The organism is Streptomyces sp. NPDC056347 (assembly GCF_042262625.1).
Classification (GTDB): domain Bacteria; phylum Actinomycetota; class Actinomycetes; order Streptomycetales; family Streptomycetaceae; genus Streptomyces.
Genome location: NZ_JBHJQP010000047.1, coordinates 1 through 19,539 on the forward strand (window position 1 = coordinate 1; position 19,539 = coordinate 19,539).

Consider the following 19,539-nt stretch of genomic DNA (forward strand, 5'->3'; position numbering starts at 1 on the left):
TCGCGGTACTGGGGTGGGGGGGGGCCGGTCAACCCGGGCCCCCCCCTCACCCAAGTCTCTGCCCGGGCCCCGAGGGCCCGGTGGCCTACTGGCCCTGCTCGTCGCGGCGGCGCTGCCACCGCTGCTCGATGCGGTTCATCACCGTACGGCGCTGCCTGGACCGGCCGCGCTCGCCGCCGCCCGCCGCGGGGTGCTCACCGGGCTTGGGTGCCTTGCGCCAGCCTGTGACCGCGAGGACCGCACAGCCCAGCATGACGAGGAATCCGACCACACTGATCCAGATCAGGGTGGTGACCATTCCCGCCATGAGGAGCGCGATTCCCACCAGGAAGCCTGCGACCGCCTGGTAGACCCGTCGCCGGGTGTACGTACGCAGCCCGCTTCCCTCGAGCGCTGTCGCGAACTTGGGATCTTCGGCGTACAGCGCTCGCTCCATTTGCTCGAGCATTCGCTGCTCGTGCTCCGAGAGCGGCACGGAGTCCTCCTCGTCGTCGGCCGCGGGGGGCGGCCGGTATGCGGCCCTTCCAGGATAGGCAGGGATTCGCCCCCGTGAAACCCGCCTTCGTGCCCATCAGCCAGTCCGGGCCGCCACGACGGCTCGGCTGTCGAGGCGTTGATTCCCCGACGTCCGATCCGTCATGCCGGATGGTGTCCCCCGATCATACGGGCAGAAGCCTCCGATCGGGGGGCCCGGTGCGTACTCCGTCTGCCGCTGCGTCGCTGATCAGCCGCACCGAGGCCGGTCAACCGCCCGAACCGGACCGCGGTCAGGCGCGCTTCGTGCCCAGGACGTGCAGCTGCGTCGCGACCGAGTGGAAGGCGGGCAGCTCCGCCACGGCGGCCTCCAGCTTGAGCAGGGCGTCCATGGCCCCGGGCTCCGTGTCCACCAGGACGCCCGGCACCAGATCGGCGAAGACCCGTACGCCGTGGACGGCGCCGACCTCGACATCGGCCCCGGAGACGAGCTCGACGAGCTGCTCGGCGGTGTAGCGGTGGGGCACCGGGTCACCGGCGCCCCAGCGGCCCGCCGGGTCCTCGAGCGCCCGCCGGGCCTCGGTGAAGTGGCCGGCCAGCGCCCGCGCCAGGACGGCGCCGCCGAGCCCGGCGGCGAGCAGGCTGAGCGCACCGGACGGGCGGAGCGCCGCCACCGCGTTGCGCACGCCCTCGGCGGGGTCCTCCACGTACTCCAGGACGCCGTGGCACAGCACCGCGTCGTACCCGCCGCGCTCCACCACCTCGAACAGGCCGTGGATGTCGCCCTGCACACCGCTGACCCGGTCGGCGACCCCGGCCTCCGCCGCGCGGCGCTCCAGCGCGAAGAGCGCGTTGGGGCTGGGGTCGACGACGGTGACGCGGTGACCGAGGCGGGCGACCGGCACCGCGAAGTTCCCGGTGCCGCCGCCGGTGTCCAGGACGTCCAGGGCGTCCCTGCCGGTCGCCTTCACCCGGCGGTCGAGGGCGTCCTTGAGGACCTCCCAGACCACGGCGGTACGGAGGGAGGCGCGGGGGCGCAGCTGGTCCGTCACGGCAGATGACTCCTCGACACGGTGCCGCCGGGGACGGCGGAGCGTGAACAGTGCAGGTGGTAAGAGCGCTTCCCACCCTATTGCCTCGCACCGCCGCCGCCCTCATCCCGCCGCGGAGCGCTCCCGGCCCGCTTGCGGGGGCACCGGGCGGAGCACCAGCATCCGTTCGACCAGACGCAGGAACATCGCGGCGTCGCGCAGCAGGTCGTCGGCGTCCCGCCGGCTGGCGGCGCCGGGGATGCCGGCTTCCGCGCGGGCCCTGCGGCGGGCGCCCGAGGCGAACAGCGCGCTCCATTCGGTCAGCTCGGGGGCTATTTCGGGGAGCACCTCCCAGGCGCTGCGGATGCGCTCCCGGCGCCGCCGGGACGTCTCCGGGCGGCCCCGCGCGGCGAGCACCGCGGCGGCGGTGCGCAGCGCCGCGAGGTGGGCGGTGGCATACCGCTCGTTCGGCACATCGAGAGCGGCGGCCTCGTCGAGGCCCGCGCGGGCCTTGGCGAGAAGGTCGAGGGCGGCGGGCGGCGCCGAGGCGCGGCGCGGGACGGGGTGGACATCGCTTGCCGGACCGGTCAGTGAGGGGGCAGGGCCGGTGGCGCGGCGCCGGGGTGCGGCGGCTGCGGACGAGTGGGCCATGACGAAACCTCCTGTCTCGTGCAACGGCTCCGTGGCCGTATGCATCCATCGTGAGGGGCACCACTGACAATTCCCCCGAATCGGGCCCTGGCCTGCGGTTTTGCTTCGTTCGCAAGTTCGGACTATCTTTTGAACTGACTGGTCAGTTCAAAACAAGGGGGGACCTGTGGACAGCCCGCACGGGGCATCCGTCACCGCCGAGAACCTCGGCCTCAAAGGACCGCGCGGCTGGGCCTTCCGCGGCCTGGACGTCGATGCCGCCCCGGGATCGCTGGTGGCGATCGAGGGGCCGTCCGGCTCGGGCCGCACCTGTCTGCTGCTCACCCTCACCGGCCGGATGCGCCTCACCGAGGGACAGGCGAAGGTCGGCGGGCTGCGTCTGCCCCGCAAGATGGCGGCCGTACGCCGCATCGCCGCGCTGGGCCAGGTCCCCGGGGTGAACGAGCTCGACCCGGCCTTCACCGTGACCGAGCATCTGCGCGAACGGGCCCTGCTGCAGCGCCGCTTCGGCGGTGCGCTGCGCGCCCTGCTGCGCCCGCGCGCCGAGCGGGCCGCCACCGCCCAGGAACGGATCGACGCGGCACTCGAGGCCGCCGGCCTCGACCTGGAGACCCTGCCCAAGGGGGGAAGGACCTCCGTACGGGATCTGGAGCGGCTGGAGGCCCTGCGGCTGTCCATCGCCCTCGCGCTGATCGGCGGTCCCCGGCTGCTCGCGGTGGACGACACCGATCTCAAGCTCTCCGACGCCGAGCGCGTCGCGGCCTGGGAGCTGCTGCGGTCCCTCGCGGACGGCGGCACGACCGTCCTCGCCGTCTGCAGCCAGGCACCCGCGGGCGCGGTCACCCTGCGCACCGGCTCCGCCTCCGGCACCGCGCCCGCCACCGGCAGCACGGACGGCACCGACGAGACCACGACCGAGAAGGGACCGGCCGATGCGTTCGCCGAGACTGGCCGCGCTTGAGCTCAAGCGTTTCGGCAGGGGGAAGCTGCCGCGAGCCGCGCTGGTCGCGCTGCTGCTCCTGCCCCTGCTGTACGGCGCGCTGTACCTGTGGTCCTTCTGGGACCCGTACGGCCGCCTCGACAAGATCCCCGTCGCCCTGGTCAACGACGACAGGGGCACCACCCTGGAGGGCAAACGCATCGCGGCCGGTGACGAGATCACCGGAAAGCTGCTGGACTCCAAGGTCTTCGACTGGCACGAGGTGAGCTCCGCCGAGGCCGGCAAGGGCGTCGAGGACGGTACGTACTACCTCTCGCTCACCATGCCGTCGGACTTCAGCGAGCGGATCGCGTCCAGTTCGGGCGGCTCCCCCGAGACCGGCGCCCTCCAGGTGCGGACCAACGACGCCAACAACTACATCGTCGGACAGATCTCCCGCACGGTCTTCTCCGAGGTGCGCACCGCCGCCTCGACCAACGCCTCGCGCAGCTTCTACGACCGGATCTTCATCAACTTCTCCGATCTGCACGGCGCGACGGAGAAGGCCGCCAAGGGCGCCGACGACCTCAAGGGCGGCATCGGCAAGGCCAAGAAGGGGTCGGAGGACCTCGCGGACGGGCTCAAGGACGCCAAGGACGGCAGCGACCGGCTGGCCGGCGGGATCGTGAAGCTGAACAAGGGCGCGAGCGACCTCGAGACCGGCTCCCGGCAGGTGGCCGACGGCACCCAGCAGCTCGCCGACAAGGTGAACGGAGTGGCGGCCGACGTCCGCCCGTTCCTGAAGGACAACGGCAAGTCGATCGGTGACACCGCCCGGCTGGTCTCCGACACCGCGCAGACCGTGCAGGACAATCTCGACCTGCTGGTGAAGGCGGCGCCCACCGCGGCCACCGCCGCCCGCACGGCCTCCGACGACCTGGCCGACGTCTACCGCACCAGCTGCGTGGACGAGCCGGACCCCGACGCCACCCTCTGCACGCCCCTGAAGCGCGCCAAGACCACCGCGGCCGATGTCGCCGACGTCGCCGTCGACGTGAACGTGCTGGTCACCAACCAGAACGGCGACCTGAAGAAGCTGAGCGCCCAGCTGGCCACCCTCCAGCGGCAGGCCGACGACCTGACCGAGCACGCCCCCCGGCTCGACGAGGACCTGGAGTCCGCCGTCAAGAAGGTCAACGCGCTCAACACCGGCGCCCACAAGGTCGCCAAGGGGGCCGGTGACCTGCGCACCGGCCTGGTCACGGCCAGGACCGGCGCCACGAACCTGGACTCCGGCGTGGGCAACCTCAAGAAGGGCGCGACCAACCTGGACGGCGGGCTGGTCCGGCTCGGCGACGGCTCGGCCACCCTCGCCGAGGGGCTCAACGACGGCGTCGGCAAGATCCCCGACTACGACAAGAAGGACCGCGACGCCCGCACCGAGGTGATGGCCGACCCGGTGCAGCTGGCCTCCCAGTCGCTGCACGCGGCCCCCAACTACGGCACCGGCTTCGCGCCCTACTTCATCCCGCTCTCCCTCTGGGTCGGCGCGATGGTGGCGTACATGCTGATCCAGCCGCTCAACCGGCGCGCGCTGGCCGCCGGGGCCTCCGCCTGGCGGATCGCCTTCGCGGGCTGGCTGCCGGTGGCCGCGATCGGGCTGCTCCAGGTGGGCGCCCTGATGGCCGTACTGCACTGGGCGCTCGGCCTGGAGATGGCGCGGGCCGCCGGGACGGTGGGCTTCCTGGCCCTGGTGACCTGCTGCTTCGCGGCGATCGTGCAGTGGCTGAACGCCCGGTTCGGAGCCGCGGGCCGCATCCTCGTCCTGGCCGTGCTGATGCTCCAGCTGACCTCGGCCGGGGGCACGTACCCCGTCCAGACCAGCCCCGGCTTCTTCAACGCGATCCACCCCTACCTGCCGATGAGTTACATCGTCGAAGGGCTGCGGCGGCTGATCACCGGCGGCGGGCTGGGCCCGGTCTGGCAGGGCAGCGCCGTACTGCTGGCCTTCACCGTCGGGGCGCTCGCCCTCACCGCGGTGGCCGCGCGCCGCAAGCAGGTGTGGACCCTGGACCGGCTCCACCCGGAGCTGAGCCTGTGAGCACGCCGGAACCTGTGAGAATCGGGGGCATGGAAAGCAGCAGCACCACGCGTCGCCAGGCAACCCGGCAGAAGCTCTACGAAGCGGCCGTGACCCTCATCGCCGAGAAGGGCTTCTCGGCGACCACGGTGGACGAGATCGCCGAGCGCGCCGGGGTGGCCAAGGGCACGGTCTACTACAACTTCAAGAGCAAGACCGAGCTCTTCGAGGAGCTGCTGCGGCACGGCGTCGGGCTGCTCACCGCCTCGCTGCGCTCCGCGGCCGAGGAGACCGCGGACCGCGGCGGCACCCGGGTCGAGGCCCTGGACGCGATGATCCGGGCCGGCCTGGTCTTCATCGACCGCTACCCGGCCTTCACCCAGCTGTACGTCGCGGAGCTGTGGCGCACCAACCGGGCCTGGCAGGGCACCCTCCTGGTGGTGCGTCAGGAGGCCGTCGCCGTGGTCGAGGGAGTGCTGCGCGAGGGGGTGGCCGCGGGCGAGCTGAGCGAGGAGATCGACATCCCGCTGACGGCCGCCGCCCTGGTCGGCATGGTGCTGGTGGCAGCTCTGGACTGGCAGGCGTTCCAGCCGGAGCGCTCGATCGACGACGTGCACTCGGCGCTGTCACTGCTGCTGTACGGCCGGGTCAGCGGACGCTGAGCCGCCGGTCCCGGCACACGCACGGCACACGGAAAGGGCGCCGGTCCGGTGAGGCTCGATCCCCCCGAGCCTGCGCCGGACCGGCGCCCTTCGTCCTGCCGGAGAGCTTCCCCCGTGGCCCCGATCCCCCGTGGCCCCGCGCCCTCCGTCGTACTCCCCCGTTCCGGAGGGAGCGCCGCGGCCGTTCCGCCGCCCCGTGCCGGCGGTGCCGGAGCCGCGCTCTCTCCGTGGGCTCCACTCTTCCGTCCGCACGGGCCGGAGCCCATCCGCGTACCTACTCATCTCGTCGCCTAGGTACGGATACTCAGGACCGCGCACGGGCCCTCCCCGGGTGTCACACCCTCTGGTTACGATCACGTCCGTGTCCGTACTTCCCCTGGTGTTCACAAGTGGCTGGGCCAGCGGGATCAACGCCTACGCGGTGGTCCTGCTCCTCGGCGTCTTCGGCACGACCGGCCTGAGCGACGAGGTGCCCGGTGCGCTGCAGCGCACCGACGTCCTGGTGGTGGCCGCCGTGCTCTTCCTCTGCGAGGTGGTGGCGGACAAGATCCCGTACGTGGACTCGGTCTGGGACGCGGTGCACACCGTGGTCCGGCCGGTCGCCGGTGCGGTGGTGGCCGCGCTGCTGGCCGGGGAGAGCGGTTCGCTGCCCGAGATCGCGGCCGCGGCGGTGGGCGGTTCCACGGCGCTGATGAGCCATCTGGTGAAGGCCGGGACCAGGATGGCGGTCAACTCCTCCCCCGAGCCGTTCAGCAATGTCGTGGTGAGCATCGCGGAGGACCTGGGGGTCGCCGGGATCGTCACCTTCGCGATATTCCACCCGGTGGTGGCCGCGGTGATCGCGGGGGCGCTCCTGCTGGCGGGCATCGTGGTCGTCGCCTTCCTGGCCTCCAGGATCCGCCGCTTCCTGCGCCGCAGGGCCCAGCGGCGCGAGGAGAGACGAATGGCCGGGACGGCGGGTTCGCACTGGCCGACGGAGTGACTGCCCGCGGCGCCCGTTAAGGTCGCTGACATGGCACGTATTGCGGTGATCGGCGCCGGGATGGGCGCGATGGCGGCGGCCGCCCGGCTCGCCGTGGCAGGCCACCGGGTGACGGTGTACGAGCGGTCGGGGACCTACGGCGGTTCGGTGGGCCGGTACGCCCACGAGGGCTTCGCCTTCGACACGGGGCCGACGCTGCTCCATCTGCCCGCCGTCTACCGCGACCTGTTCGTGAAGACCGGCAAGGAGCCGCTGGAGCGCTGCGTCGAAATGGCCCAGGTCGATCCGGCGAGCCGTCACCTGTTCGCGGACGGCACGGCGCTCTCGCTGCCGAACGCCTCGCGGGCCGGGTTCGTCGCCGCGCTCGACGGTGCGCTGGGCGGCGGGGCCGGGGCGGTGTGGGGGGCGTTCCTGGACCGGGCGCGCGACGCCTGGGACCGCTCCCGGCGCCCGCTCCTGGAGGAGCCGCTGCGCTCCGACTGGCAGGTGCTCCGCCGTGATCCCTACCCCGCGCTGCGGCAGCGCCGTCTGCTGCGCCCGGCCCGGCAGGCTGGCACGGTCGCGGAGATCGGCGCCGGGGAGCTGGCCGACCCCCGGCTGGCCGCCCTCCTCGACGGGTACGCCCTGTCCCACGGGCTCGACCCCGCGCACGCCCCGGCGGCAGCCGCCCTGCTGCCGTACATGGAGGAGACGTTCGGCAGCTGGTACGTCTCGGGCGGCATGCGGGCCCTGGCCCGGGCGGTGTACGAGCGGTGTCTGGCCCGGAAGGTGGAGTTCGTCCTCGGCGCCGAGGTGGTCCGGGTCGTCGAGAAGGACGGCCGGGCGGCGGGTGTCGAGCTGGCGGACGGAACGGTCGCCGAGGCCGCTCATGTGGTGCTGGGAGCCCGGCCGTGGCCCGGCCTGGTGCCCGGTCAGGAGCTGTGGCGGGACGGCGAGGTGACGGTTCAGCCCCGGCCGGGCCAGGGCGTGGTGCCGGGCCGGTTCCTGGTGCTGCTCTCGCTGCGCGGGTCCCGGCCCGCGGACGCCGTGCACCGGACGCTGGTGCATCCGCCGGACGGCGCGGCGGAGCGCGCGGCGGTCTTCGGCGGGCGGCTCGCCGAGCGGCCCACGGTGACGGTGCTGCGCCCGGACGACCCCTCGACCCGCCCCGACGACGCCCACGAGGCGGTGACGCTGATGGCGACGGTCGCCCCGCACGGCCCGGTCGACTGGACGGATCGGGCGGTGCGCGAGCGGTACGCCGACGTCCTGATCGAGACGGCCTCCGCGGCCGTCCCCGGGATACGGGAGCGGCTGCTCCACGCCGAGGTGCGCACTCCCGCCGAGACGGCCGCCGAAACCGGCGCCGAGGGCGGTGCGGTGCCCGCGCCCGCGCTGGCCGGGGCGGACGGCCGGTATCTGCACGCCGCCAACCGCACCCGGCTCCCGGGGCTGTACGCGGCGGGCGGCTGGTCGCACCCGGGCGGCGGGCTCGCCCACGCGGGCATGTCGGGGGCGCTGGTCGCCGGGCTGATCGTGGAGGGCGACGGCTTCCGCGGCTCGCAGTGACCGTCCGGGCGGGCCCGCCGGGTCCGCCCGGGGGCCGTCAGTAGCGGTACTGCTGTTCGTCGTAGCCGTTGCCGTTGTTGTAGCCGTTCGGGAACGGGGCGGGCGGCTGCTGCTCCGGCGGGAGGGGCGGGACGTTCTCGCCCTCGCGCTGCTGGGGCACCCAGACGCCGCCCGGCGGCGTCTCGGGGGCGTACTGCTGGGCGTACGGGTCGGCGGTGTGGTCCGGCCGGCCGCCGAAGCTGTCGTAGCCGTTGCCGAAGCTGTCGTACGCGTCGTACGGGGCGCCGCCGGTGGTGGTGCCGGTGCCCACGTACGGGTCGGAGTAGGGGGCGTACTGCTGCGCCGTGCCGTAGTCGTACGGACCGGCGAGCGGGTCCTGGCCCGCGTAGGGGTCCTGGCCGGGCGCGCCGTGCGCGGAGGGGGCGGCGTACGGGTCGTACGCGGCGTACTGCGGCTCCGGCTGGGGCTGCGGGTCCTGGGCCGGCTGCGAGCGGTGCTGGCCGGAGTAGACGCCGTACTGCCCGGTGTCCTCCGGCATCGGCTCGGGTTCGTAGACCGCGGCCATCGTCGCCGTGGCGTCCGTGTGGAGCGAGTCCGGGCGCAGCGGGTCCGGGCCCTCCCCGGTCGCCTGCAGGTCCGAGACCTGGAGGGTGGGCCCGCGGCCCTCGCGCGAGCCGCCGCCCCGGCGACGGCGGCTCGCACCGGGCTTGCCCCCGATGGCCCAGCCGGTGGAGAAGCCGCGCCGGAAGGAGAGCGTGACGTACGTCTGGCCGACCGCGAAGGCGATCGTGCCGAGGACGATGACCAGGATCGACGAGATCAGCACGCCCAGGACCACACAGGCGAAACCGCCGAAGGCGAGCAGCCGCCAGCGCAGGCGTGCCTTGTACTGCAGCAGCACCTCGCCGAGCAGCCACAGCGCGACGATTCCGAACGCGATGTAGAGGACCGTCCAGCCCATGCCCGCCCCCTCCTACGGCCACCGCCACGGGTCACGGCGGGTACGGCCGGTCACGACTGCTTGTGCAGTCCGAGATTCTCGTAGATTTCGAGCGTCGCCGTCGAGTTGTTGAGCGTGATGAAGTGCAGTCCGGGCACACCCTCGGAGCGCAGCCTCGCGCAGAACCGCGTTGCGAAGTCGATGCCAATGGAGCGTACAGCGGCGGGATCGTCCTTGGCCGCGAGGATGCTCTCTTTCAGCTCGGAAGGGAAAGACGCGTTGCTGAGCTGAGCGAATCTGTCGAGCTGTTTGACGCTGGTCAGCGGCATGACCTCGGGGATGATCGGCGTTTCGCAACCCGCAGCGACCACCCGGTCACGCATACGCAGATAATCTTCCGGATTGAAGAACATCTGGGTGATCGCATAATCGGCACCGGCACGGCACTTGTCCACGAAATGCCGGATGTCGGTGTCCCAGTCGGTCGAACGCGGGTGCATCTCGGGAAAAGCCGCGACGCCGACGCAGAAATCGCCGGATTCCTTGATGAGCCGGACGAGGTCGGCCGCGTACCGCACGCCCTGCGGGTGCTTGACCCACTCACCCATCGGGTCGCCCGGCGGGTCTCCGCGCACGGCCAGGATGTTGCGGATACCTGCGTCCGCGTACTGCCCGACCATGTTGCGCAGCTCGGCGACGGAGTGGTTGACCGCCGTGAGGTGGGCGACCGGGGTGAGGGTGGAGTCGGCGGCGATCTGCTCGGTGGCGCGCACCGTCCCGGCGCGGGTGGAGCCGCCCGCGCCGTAGGTGACGGAGACGAAGCTCGGCCGCACGGCCTCGACCCGACGCAGCGCGTTCCAGAGGTTCCGCTCCCCCTTCTCGGTCTTGGGGGCCCAGAACTCGAACGAGTAGGAGGGCTTGCCGGTCGCGAGGAGCTCACGCACCGTACGCGCGTGATCTGTCCTGGTGGATGGTGTGCCAAGGGCCATACCGGCAGGTTAACCAGCGCCGTCCACCAATGGACCGGACCAGGGGGAATTGCCCGAATTGACCGGTACTTTGTCCATCCTTCGGACACCTGGCCGGATCAGATCGCGGCGCGCGCCCCGATCCGTGCGGCCAGCTCGGCGGTGGCCGCGGCCGGGTCGGCGGCCTCGGTGATCGCCCGGACGACGACGACCCGGCGGGCCCCGGCGTCCAGCACCTCGTCGAGGTTGCCCGCGTCGATGCCGCCGATGGCGAACCAGGGGCGCGACTGGCCGAGCGAGGCGGCGTAGCGCACCAGGTCCAGGCCGGGGGCGTGCCGTCCGGGCTTGGTCGGGGTGGGCCAGCAGGGGCCGGTGCAGAAGTAGTCCACGCCGGGCTGGGCGACGGCCGCGTCGACCTCGGACTCGGCGTGCGTGGAGCGGCCGATCAGCACGTCCTGGCCGAGGACGGCGCGCGCGGCGGGCACCGGGAGGTCGCCCTGGCCCAGGTGCAGCACGTCGGACCCGATGGCATGGGCGACGTCCGCCCGGTCGTTCACCGCGAGGAGCTTGCCGTGGCGGCGGCAGGCGTCGGCGAGGACGGCGAGGTGGTCGAGCTCCTCGGCCGCCTCCATGCCCTTGTCGCGGAGCTGGACGATGTCCACGCCGGCGCCGAGGACCGCGTCGAGGAAGGCGGGGAGGTCGCCCTGGCGCCGACGGGCGTCCGTGCAGAGATAGAGCCGGGCGTCGGACAGCAGCGCGCGTGCCGAGGACATGGTGCGGTTCCCCCCTGGGAGTACGTGGTGGAGCGAAGTGCCGACGGGCTGCGAGGGAGCGGGTCCGCGTGGCCCGCCCCCTCACCCGCTCACGCGGGACCGGCGGTCAGACGGCGAGCGCCTGGGCGCGGCGCTTCACCTCCGTGCCGCGATTCTCGCTCAGCGCCTGGGCAGGGGTGCCCGGCAGGGTCGGGTCGGGGGTGAAGAGCCACTCCAGCATCTCTTCGTCGTTGTAGCCGTCGTCCCTCAGGAGGGTCAGGGTGCCGAAGAGGCCCTTGACCACCTTGTCGCCGTCGATGAAGGCGGCAGGCACCTGGAGCGTCCGGTTCTCACCGCGGCGCACGGCGATCAGCTGGCCCTCCTTGACCAGCTGGCGCACGCGCGTCACCTCGACATCGAGCATTTCGGCGATATCGGGCAGGTGGAGCCAGGCGGGGACAAGAGCATCGATCTTTGCGTCAATCTCGGTCACGGGGACAAGCCTGCCATCCCGCACTGACAGCCGATACCCGGACTCCGCCCTTCAGGGTCACGGGGCGCTACGGGCGGACCGCCGACTTCAGCGGCACGGAGGGGTCGGCCACCGCCTCGGGGTCGAGCCGTGCCCCCGCCTCGATGAGCTTGCGCCCCTGCGCCAGGTCGCGCGGCCGCCCGACGGCGAGCACCGCGACCAGGACGCCGCCGCGAAGCCAGCACACCGACCAGGCGGGCCCGGCCGGATCGCCTCGCCACAGCAGGGTGTCGGCGCCCCCGTGGTGGCCGGCGTACTGCACGAAGCGGTCGAACTGCTCGGACCAGAAGTACGGGACCGGGTCGTAGGCCGGCGCCGCCGGGCCGTCCCCGGCGTCCGCCGCGAGGATGTGGGCGGCGGCCGTGCGCGGGCCCTGCAGGGCGTTGTCCCAGTGGTGGACGAGCAGGCGCTCGCCGTAGCGGGCGGAGGGGAAGGAGGCGCAGTCGCCGACCGCGTACACATCGGGCAGCGAGGTGCGCAGCGCCTCGTCGGCGGTCACCGATCCGTCGGGGCCGAGCTCGATGCCGGAGCCGGCCAGCCAGCCGGTGGCGGGGCGGGCCCCGATGCCGACGACGACCGCTCCGGCCGGGATCACCCGGCCGTCGGCGAGGACCACCCGGCCGGGCTCGACGCGGTCGACCCGGGTGCCGGTGAGGAGTTCGGCGCCGCTGTCCGCGTACCAGGCGGCCATCGGGGCGGCGACCTCGGCGGGCAGGGCGCCCGCGAGGGGCCGGCCGGCGGCCTCGACGACGGTGACGGCGCACCCGGCGGCGCGGGCCGCGGTCGCGAACTCGGCACCGATCCAGCCCGCGCCGACGATCACGACGTCGTGCTGTTCGCCGAGGACCGGCCGCAGCCGTGCCGCGTCGTCCAGGGTGCGCAGCAGGTGGACGCCCGCGACTCCCTCGGTCCCGGGCAGGACGACCGGTTCGGCGCCGGTCGCGATCACCAGGACGTCGTAGGGGACGGCGCCCGCGGCGGTGTCCAGCTCGTGTGCGTCCGGCCGCAGGCCGGTGACCTCGACGCCCAGGCGCAGTTCGATGTCCAGCGCCTCGAAGTCGATGTCGAAGGCGGAGTCCTCGGCCTTGCCGAGCAGGACCGCCTTGGACAACGGGGGCCGGTCGTAGGGCTGGTGGGGCTCGGCGCCGATCAGCGCGACCGGGCCGGTGAAGCCCTGCTCCCGCAGGGCCACCGCGGTCTGCACCCCGGCCATGCCCGCACCGACGATGACGACGCGGCGCCCGGCCCGCCCGTCCGGCTGCTCTGACTGCTGCTGCTCGCTCACCCGTACACCTTACGCATCTGACGATGCGTCAGGAAAGGGCGGGTTCCCCGCGACCGCTCGTCCCGCCCGCGGGCGGGGTTTAGGGTGGCCCCGTAGAGCACTCGCGGGAGCCCGGACGCACCGGGCTGAGAGGGAGGCTGGCGGCCTCCGACCGTACGAACCTGATCCGGGTCATGCCGGCGAAGGGAGGGGCTGGAAGCCCATGCGTTCCCCTCGGAACGGAAGCGGATACGACGTCCTCGTCATCGGGGGCGGGATCATCGGTCTGGTGACCGCCTGGCGGGCCGCGCAGCGCGGTCTGCGTACGGCGCTCGCCGACCCCGAACCGGGCGGCGGGGCCGCCCGGGTGGCGGCCGGAATGCTGGCCGCCGTCACCGAACTCCACTACGGCGAGGAGCTGCTGCTCGGCCTCAACCTCGCCTCCGCCGCCCGCTATCCGGCCTTCGTGGCCGAGCTGGAGGCGGCCAGCGGGCGGGAGACCGGCTTTCGCGCCTGCGGCACCCTGGCCGTCGCACTGGACTCCGACGACCGCGCCCATCTGCGGGATCTGCATGCCCTGCAACGGCGTTCGGGCCTGGAGTCGGAGTGGCTCACCGGGCGTGAGTGCCGCCGACTGGAGCCGATGCTGGCGCCGGGCGTCCGGGGCGGCCTGCGGGTCGACGGCGACCACCAGATCGATCCACGCCGGCTGGCCGCCGCCCTGCTGACCGCCTGCGAGCGTGCCGGGGTGGTCCTCCACCGCGAGCGGGCGGCGCGGCTGGCCGTGTCGGGCGGCCGGGCCTCGGGGGCGGTGCTCGCCGGGGGTACGGAGCTGGCGGCCGACCAGGTCGTACTGGCCGCGGGCAGCCTCAGCGGCCGCCTCCCGGGGCTGCCGGAGGAGGTCGTGCCGCCGGTCCGTCCGGTGAAGGGCCAGGTGCTGCGGCTGACCGTGCCCGTGCGGTACGCGCCGTTCCTGAGCCGGACGGTGCGGGCCGTGGTCCGCGGCAGCCACGTCTATCTCGTACCGCGCGAGAACGGCGAGCTGGTCGTCGGCGCCACCAGCGAGGAACTGGGCTGGGACACCACCGTCACCGCGGGCGGGGTCTACGAACTGCTGCGGGACGCCCACGAGCTGGTCCCCGGCATCACCGAACTGCCGCTCACCGAGACCCTGGCCGGCCTGCGCCCCGCCTCCCCCGACAACGCCCCGCTGCTCGGCCCGACCGCCCTGCCCGGCCTCCACCTCGCCACCGGCCACCACCGCAACGGGGTGCTGCTCACCCCCCTCACCGGTGACGTCATGGCGGAGGTCCTCACCGGCGGCGAGCCGCCCGAGCAGGCCCGCCCCTTCACCCCGCACCGCTTCCCGTCCGCCGCCCCCTCCGGGAGCCCCGCCGGCTCCTCCGTACGTCAGGAGCAGCCCGCATGACCGAGCCCGTGTCCCTCTGCGTGTCCGTGAACGGCGAACCGCGCCCGCTCTCCGCGGGCACCACCCTGGACGTACTGGTCGCCACCCTGACCGCCGCGCCCTCCGGGGTCGCCGCAGCCGTCAACGAGACCGTCGTACCGCGCGGCCGATGGGCCGCCACCGCGCTGGCCGACGGCGACCGGGTCGAGGTCCTGACCGCGGTCCAGGGGGGCTGACCCGTGTCCGACGACCTCCTCGCCCTCGGCTCCGCCGTCCTCGGCTCCCGGCTGATCATGGGCACCGGCGGGGCGCCCAGCCTCGACGTGCTGGAACGCTCGCTGATCGCCTCCGGCACCGAGCTGACCACGGTCGCGATGCGCCGCCTGGACCCGACGGTGCAGGGCTCGGTCCTCTCCGTCCTGGAGCGGCTATCGATCCGGGTGCTGCCGAACACCGCGGGCTGCTTCACCGCCGGTGAGGCCGTGCTGACCGCCCGGCTCGCCCGTGAGGCCCTCGGCACCGACTGGATCAAGCTGGAGGTGGTGGCCGACGAGCGGACCCTGCTGCCCGATCCGATCGAGCTGCTGGACGCGGCGGAGATCCTGGTGGACGACGGGTTCACCGTGCTGCCGTACACCAATGACGACCCGGTGCTGGCCCGGCGTCTCCAGGACGTGGGCTGCGCCGCGGTGATGCCGCTGGGCTCCCCCATCGGCTCCGGGCTCGGCATCCGCAACCCGCACAACTTCCGGCTGATCGTGGAGCAGGCCCGGGTGCCGGTGATCCTCGACGCGGGCGCGGGGACGGCCTCCGACGCGGCGTTCGCGATGGAGCTGGGGTGCTCGGCGGTGATGCTGGCGTCCGCGGTGACCCGGGCCCAGGAGCCCGAGCTGATGGCCTCGGCGATGCGGCACGCGGTGGCGGGCGGACGCCTGGCGTACCGGGCGGGCCGGATTCCGCGCCGCCACTTCGCCGAGGCGTCGTCGCCGGTGGAGGGGCGCGCGGTGCTGGACCCGGAGCGCCCGGCGTTCTGACTCCCGCGGAACGGCACGCGCTTCATGTCCCTGTCACGGCTCGGCTGCAGTACGGGCCCGGGACCGCCCCGGACCGCGAGGGGTGTCCTCGGCTGCTCGTAGACTCACTTGCGTGGATACGACCCTCCAGGACCCCCTCGTCGGGCAGCTGCTCGACGGCCGCTACCGCGTCGATGCCCGCATCGCCGTGGGCGGCATGGCCACGGTCTACCGGGCCATGGACACCCGGCTCGACCGGGTGCTCGCCCTCAAGGTGATGCACCCGACGCTGGCGGCCGACGCCACGTTCGTCGAGCGCTTCATCCGCGAGGCCAAGTCCGTGGCCCGGCTCGCGCACCCCAACGTGGTCGCGGTCTTCGACCAGGGCGCCCAGGGCCAGTACGTGTACCTGGCGATGGAGTACGTCGCGGGCTGCACGCTGCGCGACGTGCTGCGCGACCGCGGCGCGCTCCAGCCGCGGGCCGCCCTGGACATCCTGGAGCCGGTCCTCGCCGCCCTCGGCGCGGCGCACCGCGCGGGCTTCGTGCACCGCGACATGAAGCCGGAGAACGTCCTGATAGGGGACGACGGCCGGGTCAAGGTCGCCGACTTCGGACTGGTACGGGCGGTGGGCACCGCCACCGACACCACCGGGTCCGTCCTCGGCACGGTCTCCTACCTCGCCCCCGAGCAGATCGAGCACGGCACCGCCGACACCCGCAGCGACGTGTACGCCTGCGGCGTCGTCCTGTACGAGATGCTGACCGGGTCCAAACCGCACGGCGGCGACACCCCCGCCCAGGTCCTCTACCGGCACCTCAACGAGGCCGTGCCGCCGCCCTCGGCCGCCGTGCCGGGGCTTCCGTCCGGGCTCGACGCCCTGGTGGCGGGCGCCACCGCGCGTGACCCCGAGGGCCGCCCGTCCGACGCGGTGGCGCTGCTCGCGCGGACCCGTGAGGCCCGCGCCGGTCTCACCGACACCCAGCTGGACGCCGTACCGCCGCAGGCCACGGCCGAGACGCACGACGCCGCCGAGGACCGCACCAGCGTGATCCCGCGGCTGATCCCGGCCGGGCAAGGGGTCTCGCACCACACGAGCCGGCTGGAGACGCCGCCGCTGCCGCCGGAGCGGACCGCGGCGCCGGGCCGGGCGGGCCGCGGACCACGGCGCTCCGTGCTCGCCGCGGTCGTCGCCGTGCTGCTGGTGCTGGGGATCGGCACCGGCGTCTGGTACATCAACTCCGGCCAGTTCTCCCAGGTGCCCTCGCTGCTCGGCCAGACGCAGAAGGAGGCCGAGAAGCGGCTCTCCGACGCCGGTCTGGAGCTGAAGGGCGTGGAGCGGGCCTACAGCGACACCGTGGCGCGCGGCAAGGTCGTCGGCAGCGACCCGAAGTCCGGCGCCCGGGTCCGGGGCAACGACGCGGTGACGCTGGTCGTCTCGCGCGGCCCGGAGATCGTGCAGGTGCCGGACCTGCGGAACCTCTCGCTCGCCGACGCCAGGCAGGAGCTGAAGAAGGTCGGCCTGGTGCCGGGCATGGTCACCAAGGAGTTCGACGAGGAGACGGTACGGGGCGACGTGATCCGTACCGACCCGGCGGCGGGCACCGGGCGCCACCCCGACTCGGCCGTGGCCCTCGTCCTCAGCAAGGGCTCCCCGGTGGAGGTCCCCGATGTCACCGGACTCTCCGTCGAGGACGCCACCGCCACGCTCGCCGACGAGGGGCTGAAGGCGAAGGTGCTGCCGGGCCGGGTGCACTCGCCCGAGGTTGCGGGCGACATCGCCCGGCAGTCCCCCGGCGAGGGCGCCGAGGCCGCCGAGGGCGACACCGTCGAGCTCACGGTCTCCGAAGGCCCGCGCATGATCGACGTCCCGGACGTCACCGGCCAGGACCTCGACGACGCCACGGCCGAGCTGGAGAAGGCCGGCTTCGAGGTCAAGGTCGACCGTCCGTTCCTGTCCTTCAGCGACACCATCGCGAGCCAGTCCGTCAAGGGCGGCGACCAGGCCGCCGAGGGCAGCACCATCACCATCAAGACCAAGGGACTCTAGATCCACATGCGCAACCCAGTCGGCGGCCATGTCCCCGTGGCCGGCGGCCTCGCCAAGGTCGGTCTGCCCTACGCCCGCGAGATGGGGGCGGAGGCCGTCCAGGTCTTCGTCGCCAACCCGCGCGGCTGGGCCACGCCCGCCGGCGACCCGGCCCAGGACGAGCGGTTCCGCGCCGAGTGCGCCGCCGAGTCGATTCCGGCGTACGTCCACGCCCCCTACCTGATCAACTTCGGCTCGCACACGGCGGCGACCGTCGAGAAGTCCGTGGAGTCGCTGCGCCACTCGCTGCGCCGGGCCCGTGAGATCGGGGCGCTGGGCGTGGTGGTGCACACCGGCTCGGCGACCGGCGGCCGCCCGCGCGAGGAGGCCCTCGCCCAGGTGCGTACGTACCTGCGGCCGCTGCTGGACGAGCTGACCCGTGACGACGACCCGGATCTGCTGCTGGAGTCGACCGCCGGACAGGGCTTCTCGCTCTGCTCCCGGACCTGGGACTTCGGCCCGTACTTCGAGGCGCTCGACGCCCACCCCAAGCTCGGCGTCTGCCTCGACACCTGCCACATCTACGCGGCGGGCCACGATCTGGCCGGTCCGGCGGGCATGGCGCAGACCCTGGACCTGCTGGTGTCCACGGTCGGCGAGGGGCGGCTGAAACTCATCCACGCCAATGACTCCAAGGACGTGGTCGGCGCCCACAAGGACCGGCACGAGAACATCGGCTCCGGGCACATCGGCGAGGAGCCGTTCCGCGAGCTCTTCGCGCATCCGGCGACCGCTGGAGTGCCACTGGTCATCGAGACCCCGGGCGGCAAGGAAGGCCACGCGGCGGACGTGGCCCGGCTGAAGGAATTGCGCGCCCCACACCATTGAGGAATACCCCGCCGGGGTATACGGTTCCTGCTGTCGGCAGGGACCGCTACTCGGCATGGGGGATCGCATGGAGCACGGAACGAACCACGGGCAACACGCGGACACGGACCACATAGACCACTCCGGTCACACTGACCACTCCGGTCATGGTGCCCACGCCGCCCACGCCACCCACGACAGCCATGCCGCCCACACCGACCACACCGACCACCACAGCGGCCATCATCACGGCCACGGCGGCAAGGTCAGCTGGTCCATGGCCGCGCGCGCCACGCTGCACTGCCTCACCGGATGCGCCATCGGCGAAGTCCTCGGCATGGTGATCGGCACGGCGCTCGGCTGGGGCAACATGGCGACGATGGTGCTCGCGATCGTCCTGGCGTTCTTCTTCGGCTACACGCTGACGCTCCGCTCCATCCTGAAGGCGGGCGTCGACTTCGGCACCGCACTGCGGGTCGCGTTCGCCGCCGACACGCTGTCCATCGCCGTCATGGAGCTGATCGACAACGGCGTGATCGCCCTGTGGCCGGGCGCCATGGACGCCACCCTCGCCGACCTGCTGTTCTGGGCCACGCTGGCGCTCTCGCTCGCCGCCGCCTTCCTCCTCACCACACCGGTGAACAAGTGGATGATCGGCCGGGGCAAGGGACACGCGGTGGTGCACCAGTACCACTGAGGGGCGCGCAACGGGCCGCCCGACCCCGAGGCCGGCGGGTCAGAGCTCGGGGCCCTCCCCGGGCTCCTCCTGGTAGGAGTACCGCTGCTCGCGCCATGGGTCCCCGATGTTGTGGTAGCCGCGCTCCTCCCAGAAGCCGCGGCGGTCGGCCGTCATGTACTCGACGCCCCGGACCCACTTGGGGCCCTTCCAGGCGTAGAGGTGCGGCACGACCAGACGGAGCGGAAAACCGTGCTCGGCGGTGAGCAGCTCGCCTCCCTTGTGGGTGGCGAAAAGTGTTCGCTCCGACGCGAAGTCGGAGAGCCTCAGATTGGAGCTGAATCCGTACTCGGCCCAGACCATCACATGGGTGACGCCGGGCGCGGGCGGCGCGAGCTCCAGCACCGTACGGGCCAGGACACCGCCCCATTCGGCCCCGATCATGCTGAATTTCGTGACGCAGTGCAGGTCGGCGACTACCGAGGCGAAGGGCAGCGCCGAGAAATCCTGATGGTTCCAGCAGTGCTTCTCACCGTCCGCGGTGGCCCCGAAGACCCGGAACTCCCAGCGGTCGGGCTTGAACTTCGGAACGGGCCCGTAGTGGGTAACCGGCCAACCTCGCTGCAGTCGCTGCCCCGGGGGAAGCCCGGCCTGTTCTGACGCGCGGTGTTCCCGGCTTTCCGGCTGGCCCATGTCTCCATGGTGACAGACAGGCAGGGGTGGTCCCGACCAACTTGGCGGCA

At 73.0% G+C, this 19,539-nt stretch carries 20 protein-coding genes and 1 riboswitch; of the genes, 11 read left to right on the forward strand and 9 right to left on the reverse strand.

All coding sequences use genetic code 11. The features are described 5' to 3' along the window. Positions 1-85 precede the first annotated feature (85 nt). From ACFCV8_RS13570 to ACFCV8_RS13580, 3 genes are all read right to left on the reverse strand, one after another. On the reverse strand, positions 86-475 hold the full coding sequence (locus tag ACFCV8_RS13570; protein WP_376685485.1) for a DUF3040 domain-containing protein: 390 nt from the start codon (positions 473-475) through the stop codon (positions 86-88). A 292-nt stretch (positions 476-767) separates the two neighbouring features. After that, complete coding sequence (locus ACFCV8_RS13575; protein WP_376685486.1) at positions 768-1,526, reverse strand: class I SAM-dependent methyltransferase; 759 nt, start codon at positions 1,524-1,526, stop codon at positions 768-770. A gap of 102 nt (positions 1,527-1,628) precedes the next feature. Continuing rightward, complete coding sequence (locus ACFCV8_RS13580; protein WP_376685487.1) at positions 1,629-2,156, reverse strand: SAV_6107 family HEPN domain-containing protein; 528 nt, start codon at positions 2,154-2,156, stop codon at positions 1,629-1,631. Positions 2,157-2,322: 166 nt separating this feature from the next. Here ACFCV8_RS13580 and ACFCV8_RS13585 point away from each other — a divergent pair, with 166 nt between their 5' ends. The 5 genes from ACFCV8_RS13585 (at position 2,323) to ACFCV8_RS13605 (ending at position 8,347) form a co-directional block, all read left to right on the forward strand. Next, positions 2,323-3,117: an ATP-binding cassette domain-containing protein gene (locus tag ACFCV8_RS13585; protein ID WP_376685488.1), complete on the forward strand. Its 795-nt coding sequence runs from the start codon at positions 2,323-2,325 to the stop codon at positions 3,115-3,117. Further along, the gene (locus tag ACFCV8_RS13590) at positions 3,089-5,176 is read left to right on the forward strand and encodes a YhgE/Pip family protein (RefSeq protein ID WP_376685489.1); all 2,088 of its coding nucleotides are present in this window, start codon (positions 3,089-3,091) and stop codon (positions 5,174-5,176) included. The genes ACFCV8_RS13585 and ACFCV8_RS13590 overlap by 29 nt, the downstream gene beginning before the upstream one ends. Before the next feature lie 29 nt (positions 5,177-5,205). After that, positions 5,206-5,817 (forward strand): TetR/AcrR family transcriptional regulator, encoded by a 612-nt coding sequence (locus tag ACFCV8_RS13595; protein WP_376685490.1) that lies wholly within the window; start codon positions 5,206-5,208, stop codon positions 5,815-5,817. Between the two features lie 361 nt (positions 5,818-6,178). Continuing rightward, a complete protein-coding gene (locus ACFCV8_RS13600) occupies positions 6,179-6,799 on the forward strand; it encodes a DUF4126 domain-containing protein (protein ID WP_376685491.1) in 621 nt (206 codons plus the stop codon). 30 nt (positions 6,800-6,829) lie between these two features. After that, positions 6,830-8,347 carry a phytoene desaturase family protein gene (locus ACFCV8_RS13605; RefSeq protein WP_376685492.1) on the forward strand — a complete coding sequence of 506 codons (1,518 nt, stop codon included), beginning with the start codon at positions 6,830-6,832 and terminating at the stop codon, positions 8,345-8,347. Between the two features lie 37 nt (positions 8,348-8,384). Here ACFCV8_RS13605 and ACFCV8_RS13610 read toward each other — a convergent pair whose 3' ends face one another. From ACFCV8_RS13610 to ACFCV8_RS13630, 5 genes are all read right to left on the reverse strand, one after another. Continuing rightward, the gene (locus ACFCV8_RS13610; RefSeq protein WP_376685493.1) at positions 8,385-9,308 is read right to left on the reverse strand and encodes a hypothetical protein; all 924 of its coding nucleotides are present in this window, start codon (positions 9,306-9,308) and stop codon (positions 8,385-8,387) included. A 50-nt stretch (positions 9,309-9,358) separates the two neighbouring features. Continuing rightward, entirely contained in the window at positions 9,359-10,276 is a 918-nt protein-coding gene (metF, locus tag ACFCV8_RS13615) for a methylenetetrahydrofolate reductase [NAD(P)H] (RefSeq protein WP_376685494.1), read from the reverse strand. A 98-nt stretch (positions 10,277-10,374) separates the two neighbouring features. Next, positions 10,375-11,028, reverse strand: coding sequence for a thiamine phosphate synthase (gene thiE, locus ACFCV8_RS13620; RefSeq protein WP_376685495.1), 654 nt, complete (start codon positions 11,026-11,028; stop codon positions 10,375-10,377). Positions 11,029-11,134: 106 nt separating this feature from the next. Then, a complete protein-coding gene (locus ACFCV8_RS13625; RefSeq protein ID WP_376685496.1) occupies positions 11,135-11,500 on the reverse strand; it encodes an Rv2175c family DNA-binding protein in 366 nt (121 codons plus the stop codon). A 67-nt stretch (positions 11,501-11,567) separates the two neighbouring features. After that, complete coding sequence (locus ACFCV8_RS13630; protein WP_376685497.1) at positions 11,568-12,824, reverse strand: NAD(P)/FAD-dependent oxidoreductase; 1,257 nt, start codon at positions 12,822-12,824, stop codon at positions 11,568-11,570. Between the two features lie 93 nt (positions 12,825-12,917). Continuing rightward, positions 12,918-13,029: riboswitch (TPP riboswitch) on the forward strand. Between ACFCV8_RS13630 and thiO the strand changes: the two genes are divergently transcribed. The 6 genes from thiO (at position 13,027) to ACFCV8_RS13660 (ending at position 18,817) form a co-directional block, all read left to right on the forward strand. Further along, positions 13,027-14,232, forward strand: coding sequence for a glycine oxidase ThiO (gene thiO / locus ACFCV8_RS13635; RefSeq protein WP_376685498.1), 1,206 nt, complete (start codon positions 13,027-13,029; stop codon positions 14,230-14,232). Its footprint overlaps the riboswitch before it by 3 nt. Further along, positions 14,229-14,447: a sulfur carrier protein ThiS gene (thiS, locus tag ACFCV8_RS13640; protein WP_376685499.1), complete on the forward strand. Its 219-nt coding sequence runs from the start codon at positions 14,229-14,231 to the stop codon at positions 14,445-14,447. Before thiO ends, thiS begins: the two co-directional genes overlap by 4 nt. A gap of 3 nt (positions 14,448-14,450) precedes the next feature. After that, positions 14,451-15,245, forward strand: a complete 795-nt coding sequence (locus tag ACFCV8_RS13645) for a thiazole synthase (protein WP_376685500.1) — start codon at positions 14,451-14,453, stop codon at positions 15,243-15,245. A gap of 112 nt (positions 15,246-15,357) precedes the next feature. Next, positions 15,358-17,274 carry a Stk1 family PASTA domain-containing Ser/Thr kinase gene (pknB, locus tag ACFCV8_RS13650; protein ID WP_376685501.1) on the forward strand — a complete coding sequence of 639 codons (1,917 nt, stop codon included), beginning with the start codon at positions 15,358-15,360 and terminating at the stop codon, positions 17,272-17,274. Between the two features lie 6 nt (positions 17,275-17,280). Beyond that, positions 17,281-18,141, forward strand: a complete 861-nt coding sequence (locus ACFCV8_RS13655; protein ID WP_376685502.1) for a deoxyribonuclease IV — start codon at positions 17,281-17,283, stop codon at positions 18,139-18,141. A gap of 67 nt (positions 18,142-18,208) precedes the next feature. After that, positions 18,209-18,817: a DUF4396 domain-containing protein gene (locus tag ACFCV8_RS13660; RefSeq protein WP_376685503.1), complete on the forward strand. Its 609-nt coding sequence runs from the start codon at positions 18,209-18,211 to the stop codon at positions 18,815-18,817. A gap of 39 nt (positions 18,818-18,856) precedes the next feature. Here ACFCV8_RS13660 and ACFCV8_RS13665 read toward each other — a convergent pair whose 3' ends face one another. Next, a complete protein-coding gene (locus ACFCV8_RS13665) occupies positions 18,857-19,489 on the reverse strand; it encodes a sulfite oxidase-like oxidoreductase (protein ID WP_376685504.1) in 633 nt (210 codons plus the stop codon). Between the last annotated feature and the right edge of the window lie 50 nt (positions 19,490-19,539).